This window comes from Mesorhizobium sp. M7A.F.Ca.CA.004.04.2.1 (assembly GCF_004022825.1).
Classification (GTDB): Bacteria; Pseudomonadota; Alphaproteobacteria; order Rhizobiales; family Rhizobiaceae; genus Mesorhizobium.
The window spans coordinates 432-6639 of record NZ_RZPH01000242.1 but is presented as its reverse complement, the minus strand read 5'-3'; the positions used below and the strand labels follow the sequence as shown (position 1 = coordinate 6639).

At 65.0% G+C, this 6208-nt stretch carries 4 protein-coding genes and 1 pseudogene; 3 read left to right on the top strand and 2 right to left on the bottom strand.

The features are described 5' to 3' along the window. Positions 1-330, bottom strand: a 330-nt coding sequence (locus EN893_RS13345) for an RcnB family protein (protein WP_128361579.1), incomplete at its 3' end; no start/stop codon positions are given. A 388-nt stretch (positions 331-718) separates the two neighbouring features. Between EN893_RS13345 and EN893_RS13340 the strand changes: the two genes are divergently transcribed. Next, the gene (locus EN893_RS13340; protein ID WP_127271336.1) at positions 719-2383 is read left to right on the top strand and encodes a Na/Pi cotransporter family protein; all 1665 of its coding nucleotides are present in this window, start codon (positions 719-721) and stop codon (positions 2381-2383) included. Between the two features lie 148 nt (positions 2384-2531). After that, positions 2532-3716: an MFS transporter gene (locus EN893_RS13335; RefSeq protein WP_127271335.1), complete on the top strand. Its 1185-nt coding sequence runs from the start codon at positions 2532-2534 to the stop codon at positions 3714-3716. A gap of 6 nt (positions 3717-3722) precedes the next feature. Here EN893_RS13335 and EN893_RS13330 read toward each other — a convergent pair. Next, positions 3723-5962: pseudogene (locus EN893_RS13330) on the bottom strand (heavy metal translocating P-type ATPase). Between the two features lie 105 nt (positions 5963-6067). On the opposite strand from EN893_RS13330, the gene EN893_RS39220 reads away from it, so the two are divergent. Beyond that, the coding region (locus EN893_RS39220) for a MerR family DNA-binding transcriptional regulator (RefSeq protein WP_245490826.1) at positions 6068-6208 on the top strand (141 nt) is incomplete at its 3' end.

Sequence of the window (6208 nt, the reverse complement as noted above, 5' to 3'; positions counted from 1 at the left end):
CACATAGTCGTTGCCGACGCGGATCCATTCCTGGCCGCGGCCGGGACGATGCAGGCCGTAGCGGCCGTAGTCGCGGATCGGCTGGTGCTGTCTCCAGCCTGAATATTTGTGGCCGTTGCGCCAGTTGTTGCGCTTTACGATGACCTTCTTATGGATGACGCGCTTCTGGATGAAGCGCTTCTTGACATCCCTGTTGGTGGGCTTTTGCCAGTCGACCTGGCTGTAGTTCGACTGCGGAGCGTTCGGTGCGTTCAGCGGTGCGGCTTGGCCGGTGAGCGACGTAGCGGCCAGCATCGAGAAAGCGAGTGCGGAAAGGACAATGCGTTTCAAGAGAAGTCTCCTTGGTTGTCGATGCCAGAGGAATAGCGGGCCACCGATGAACCGAAACTGAACGCCTGCATTACAATTGCGTAATGAATTCCTTGATTTACCCGATAGAGCTGAACATAATCGCAAAGGTCAGGAGTCTGTCGCGCTGCTAACTCGGCCTATCCGTTGCTTCGCGTCCGCCCCGCAATGCAACCATTTGCGCGTCCGTCCATTTTCCGACACCGCCCGTCGCGCTGCAACGGCCCTTGAAATCGACAAGATTTTATTATCCGGCTAAAATATTCGAGCTATTATAAGCCACCGCCATGAACATGATTCGTACCCTCGTTTTCCCTTCTGATCGCCACGCCAAACAGGACGCGCATCCGGTTTGCATGCGGGGGACGAAATGAGCGGGTCCGTCGTCCTTCTGCATCTGGCCGGCGCCGTGGCGCTGATGCTGTTTGCCACCCGCATGGTGAAGACCGGCGTCGAACGCGCCTATGGCGACGTGCTGCGCCATCGCCTGCGCGCCACCATGCGCAATCCGATCATGGCGGTGCTGGCCGGCACCGGCCTTGCCATCGCCCTGCAAAGCTCCACCGCCGTCACGCTGCTGGTCGGCTCCTTCGCCGGCTCTGGCATCGTCTCGGGCGCCGCGGGCCAATTGGCAGTGCGCGGCGCCGAGATCGGCTCTGCGCTGGTGGTCAAGCTGCTGACCTTCGACCTCACCTTGCTGGTGCCGCTGTGCCTGATCACCGGCACGGTCATGTTCATGGCCACCGAGCGGCGCGACTGGCGCCAGACCGGCCGCATTCTGGTCGGCATCGGCCTTTTGATCCTGTCGCTGGAGATGATCGGACAGGCGTCTGAGCCGCTGCGCAACAGCCAGCTCATGCCGGTCATCATCAACTACTTCTCGACCGATTCCATCACCGCCTATCTGCTGGCGGCGCTGATCACCTGGCTGTTCCAGTCGAGCATCGCGGCGGTGCTGTTGATGGCGACGCTGGCGGGCCGCGGCCTGATCACGCCTGAACTCGGCGTCGTTCTTATCCTCGGCGTCAATCTCGGCTCCTCGATCATCGCGCCGATGCTGACCCGCTCGTCGAGCCCCGAGGTGCGCGTCGTGCCGATCGGCAACCTCCTGATGCGCGGGCTTGGTTCGCTTGTCATGCTGATCCTGGTCATGATCTTCAGGCCGCACTTCGCCTTTCTCGGTTCGACGGCGGCGGACCAGATCGTCAATGCCCACATCCTGTTCAATGTGCTGATCCTGCTCGCCGGCCTGCCGCTGGCAGGGTTTGTCTACCGCGCTTCGGAGAAGATCGTCGCACTTGGCATCAAGCCCGTGCCGGCCGCCTCGCTTGACGTCGTCGAGCTGTCCGCGCTCAACGAAAGCGCGCTCGACGTGCCGAGCCAGGCGCTTGCCAATGCCACCCGCGAGGTGGTGCGGGTCTGCGAGACGATCGAGATCATGCTCAAGCGCATCATCGAACTCTATGAAAGCGCCGACGCCGACAAGATTAAAGCGCTGGCCGCACTCGACGACCGCGTCGACCGCAAGCACGCCGCGATCAAGCTCTACCTCGCCAAGTTGACCAGGAACGCGCTGACCGAGGACGAGGCGCTGCGCTGCCAGGAGCTGATCGGCGCCTGCGTCAAGCTGGAGCAGGTCGGCGACATCATCGTGCGCAACATGCTGGTGCATGTGAAAAAGAAGTTCGAGCGCGGACTGGAATTCACCGACGAGGGCTGGGCCGAGCTGTGCGCCTTCCATAGCTCGGTGCTGGCCAATGCGCGGCTTGCCTTCAACGTTCTGGTGTCGCGCGATCCCGAGACCGCCCGCCAGTTGGTGCTGGAAAAAGACCGGCTTCGCGACCGCGAAAAAGAAACCAGCGCCAGCCATTTCGTGCGCCTGCGCGACGGCACTGCCAAGAGCGTCGAGACCAGCTCGATCCATCTCGACACCATCCGCGACCTGAAGCAGATCAATTCGCTGCTGGCCTCGATGGCCTATCCGGTGCTCGAAGAGCGCGGTCTGCTGACTGGATCCAGGTTGAAGGCGAGCTGAGAAGCAGCCGATCTCCCCCCTCGTGAGGGAGATTGGCACTTCATCGCCTCGCGCCCCCACTGAAGAAAACCTAAACTCGCGACAAAAATTTCTGGATTGCCCGCGACGCTCATCCGTGGTTTGAGGCCGTTCCAGCTAAGGCTTCCCCATGTCGCTTCCGCTCATTGCGCTGTTCATCGCCGCCTTTGCCTTCGGCACCACTGAATTCGTCATTGCCGGCGTGCTGCCGCAAGTGGCGGAAGGGCTCGGCGTCTCGGTTCCCTCGGCCGGCTATCTCGTCTCCGGCTATGCCTGCGGCATCGCCATCGGCGGTCCACTGCTGGCGCTCGCCACCAAGTCGCTGTCGCGCAAGAGCCTGCTGCTCGGCCTCGCCATCGCCTTCACCATCGGCCAGGCGGCTTGCGCGCTGGCGCCCGACTTCACCTCGATGCTACTGTTGCGCATTGCCGTGGCGGTCGCGCATGGCGCCTATTTCGGCGTCGCCATGGTCGTCGCCGTGGGTCTCGTGCGCGAGGACCAGCGCGGCATGGCTGTCGCCGTCATCCTGTCTGGCCTCACCGTCTCCAACGTCATCGGCGTGCCGGCCGGCACCGCGATCGGCAACATCTGGGGCTGGCGCGCCACCTTCTGGGTGATGTGCGCGCTCGGCGTGGCGGCAACGCTTGCCATGGCAGCCCTGTTGCCGCGCACCACCGGCTCATCGGCCAGGCCTGCCGGTTTCGCCCGCGAGGTCCGTGTGCTGTCCCGCCAGCAGGTCTGGACTTCGCTGATCCTGATGCTGATGCTGATGATCGGCCAGTTCGGCCTGTTCACCTACATCACCCCGACACTGCTGGAAGTCACCGGGCTCGACGAGAACCTGGTGCCATGGGTGCTGCTGCTCAACGGCGTCGGTGCCACCCTGGGAGTCTTCCTCGGCGGCAAGCTCTCCGACTGGAAGCTGATGCCGTCATTGATCACCATGCTGGCCTTGCAGGCGGTGACGCTGGCCGTCATCTACGCCGTCAGCCCTTATCCCCTGCCGATGGTTGTGGCGATCGTCGTCTGGGGCGGCCTCAACTTCGCCATCGGCACACCGATCCAGACCCGCATCCTGGCCTGGACGGCGGACGCCTCGAACCTCGCCTCGTCGCTCATTCCGTCCGGCTTCAATGTCGGCATCGCGCTGGCCGCGTCGTTGGGCGCCGCGATGCTGAACAGCGGCTATGGCTACCGCAGCCTGCCGCTGCTCGGCGCCATAGCCATGCTGGTCGCCGTCGCGGTGGCGCTGGCATCCTATGTCTGGGAAGGGCGCAGCAACGCCACGCCGCCGCTGACGGCCCCAGCGGAATAGACCACTTCACCCGCGCCAGCGCAGCAGGCGCATGGCGTTGGCGGTGACCAGCACCGTGGCGCCGGTATCGGCCAGGATCGCCGGCCACAGGCCGGTGATGCCCAAAATGGTCGTGACCAGGAACACCGCCTTCAGCCCGAGCGCAACGCTGATGTTCTGGCCGATATTGGCCATCACCGCCCGCGACAGTTTTACCATCCGCGCGACGTCCATGACGCGGCCATGCAGGATCGCCGCGTCCGCCGTCTCCAGCGCCACATCGGTGCCGCCGCCCATGGCGATGCCGATGTCGGCGGCGGCGAGCGCCGGTGCGTCGTTGATGCCATCGCCGACCTTGGGATCTTCAGCCCTTCGCGCTGCAATTCACCGATGATGCGCTGCTTGTCCTGAGGCAACAGCTCCGCCCGAGCCTCGATGCCGAGCGAAGCGGCAATGGCTTGCGCCGTGCGGCGATTGTCGCCGGTCAGCATGATCGTGCGGATGCCTTCGGCCTTAAGCGCCGCAATGCCGGCCGCCGCATCCGGTCGCGGCTCGTCGCGCATGGCGATCAGCCCTGCCACCACGCCGTCGGCGACCAGCACTGACACGGTCTTGCCCTGCCCGTTGAGGCTGTCGACGGCGAGGCGCTGCACTTGCGTCATGTCGGCGCGTTCGCCCACCGCCGGACCGGAGCCGAGGAAGACGGCGACGCCACCGACGCTGCCCTCGACACCTTTGCCCGAGATCGCCTTCGCCGCCAGAGCCGGCGGCACCGGCGCACCATCAGCCTTGGCCCTGTCGAGGATCGCCATGGCCAGCGGATGGCTGGAACCCTGCTCGAGCGCCGCCGCCAGCGCCAGCACGGTGCGTTCATCGCGGCCATAGGCCATGATGTCGGTGACGACAGGCTTGCCCGCCGTCAGTGTGCCGGTCTTGTCGAAGGCCACCGCCGTGATCCGGCGAAAGCCCTCCAGCACCGCACCACCTTTCATCAACAGACCACGCCGCGCGCCGGTCGCAAGACCTGCGGCTATCGCCGCCGGCGTCGAGATGACGAGCGCGCAGGGGCAACCGATCAGCAGGATCGCCAGGCCCTTGTAGATCCATTCGTTCCAGTCGCCGCCAATGAGCAGCGGCGGCAACAGCGCAACCAGCGCGCCGACCGCCAGCACCGCCGGGGTGTAGGTGCGCGAGAAGCGGTCGATGAAGCGTTCGGTCGGTGCCTTGGCTTCCTGCGCCTCCTCCACAAGCCGCACGATTCGGGCGATGGTGTTGTCGGACGCGGCAGCCGTCACGCGAACCCTGAGCACGCCGTCTGTGCTAATGGTGCCGGCAAAGACGGCGTCCGCGACGCCCTTGCGCTTGGGCGTGCTCTCGCCGGTCACCGGCGCCTCGTCGATATCGCTCGATCCCTCGATGATCTCGCCATCGGCCGGGATGCGGTCGCCCGGCCGCACCAGGATGATGTCGCCGACGCCGAGATCTTCGGCGGGAATCTCAGATGTGCCGCCCGCCCGCTCGACCAGTGCCGTCTTCGGCACCAGATCGGCAAGCCCCTGGATGCTCGCCCGTGCGCGGCCGGCGGCGACACCTTCCAGAAGTTCGCCGATCAGGAACAGCACCACCACGGCGGCCGCTTCTTCCGTGGCGCCGATCATCACGGCGCCTATCGCCGCGATGGTCATCAGCATCTCGATCGAGAACGGCGTGCCGGCCAATGCCGCCATCAGCGCGCGCCGCGCGATCGGCATCAGGCCGACCAGCAGCGCGCCCAGGAACACCCAACGCTCAGCCACTGGGAACAGATGGCCGATGCCATAGGCGGCGAGAAGCGCTGCCGCGCAGGCCAGCGTCAGCACTGCCCGGCGGGAACGCCACCACGCCTGCCCCGGCTCGGCATGGCTGTGAAGGTGGGTAGAGCCAGCGGTCTGCTGGCCCGCCGACATGCCACCATGATCGTGACCTTCGTGATCGTGGCCCTCATGATCGGGATCAGCGTGGTCATGCGCTTTGGCCGCCGGTGCACGCCCATCGGCCTTGACGATGCCATAGCCCAGCCGCGCCACCTGCTGCAGCACTTTGTCTTCCGGCAGTGCGCCGCCGTGGCTGACCGTCATGCTGGCGCCGGTCACCGAAACCGAGACATCGGCGACGCCGTCGAGGCGACGCACCGCCGTATCGATCTTGGCCGCGCAGGAGGCGCAGTCCATGCCGCCGATCTTGAACCGTGTCTGCCTGATTGTTTCCTGCTTGAGGAGCGTCGTCATCACATCACCTGCCTGTCTTGCCCGCGCGGCGTCGCCGTATGGTCTTGAATGCTGATGTCAGGCATTGTAATTGCTCTAGTGACTAGAGCTTCAAGAGGCAAATTCATGTTTTCCATCGGTGATCTCTCGCGCCGCACCGGGGTCAAGGTGCCGACCATCCGCTACTACGAGCAAATGGGCCTTGTTGCGGCACCCGAGCGCTCGGAAGGCAACCAGCGCCGCTATTCCAGGCAGGAGCTGGAGCGG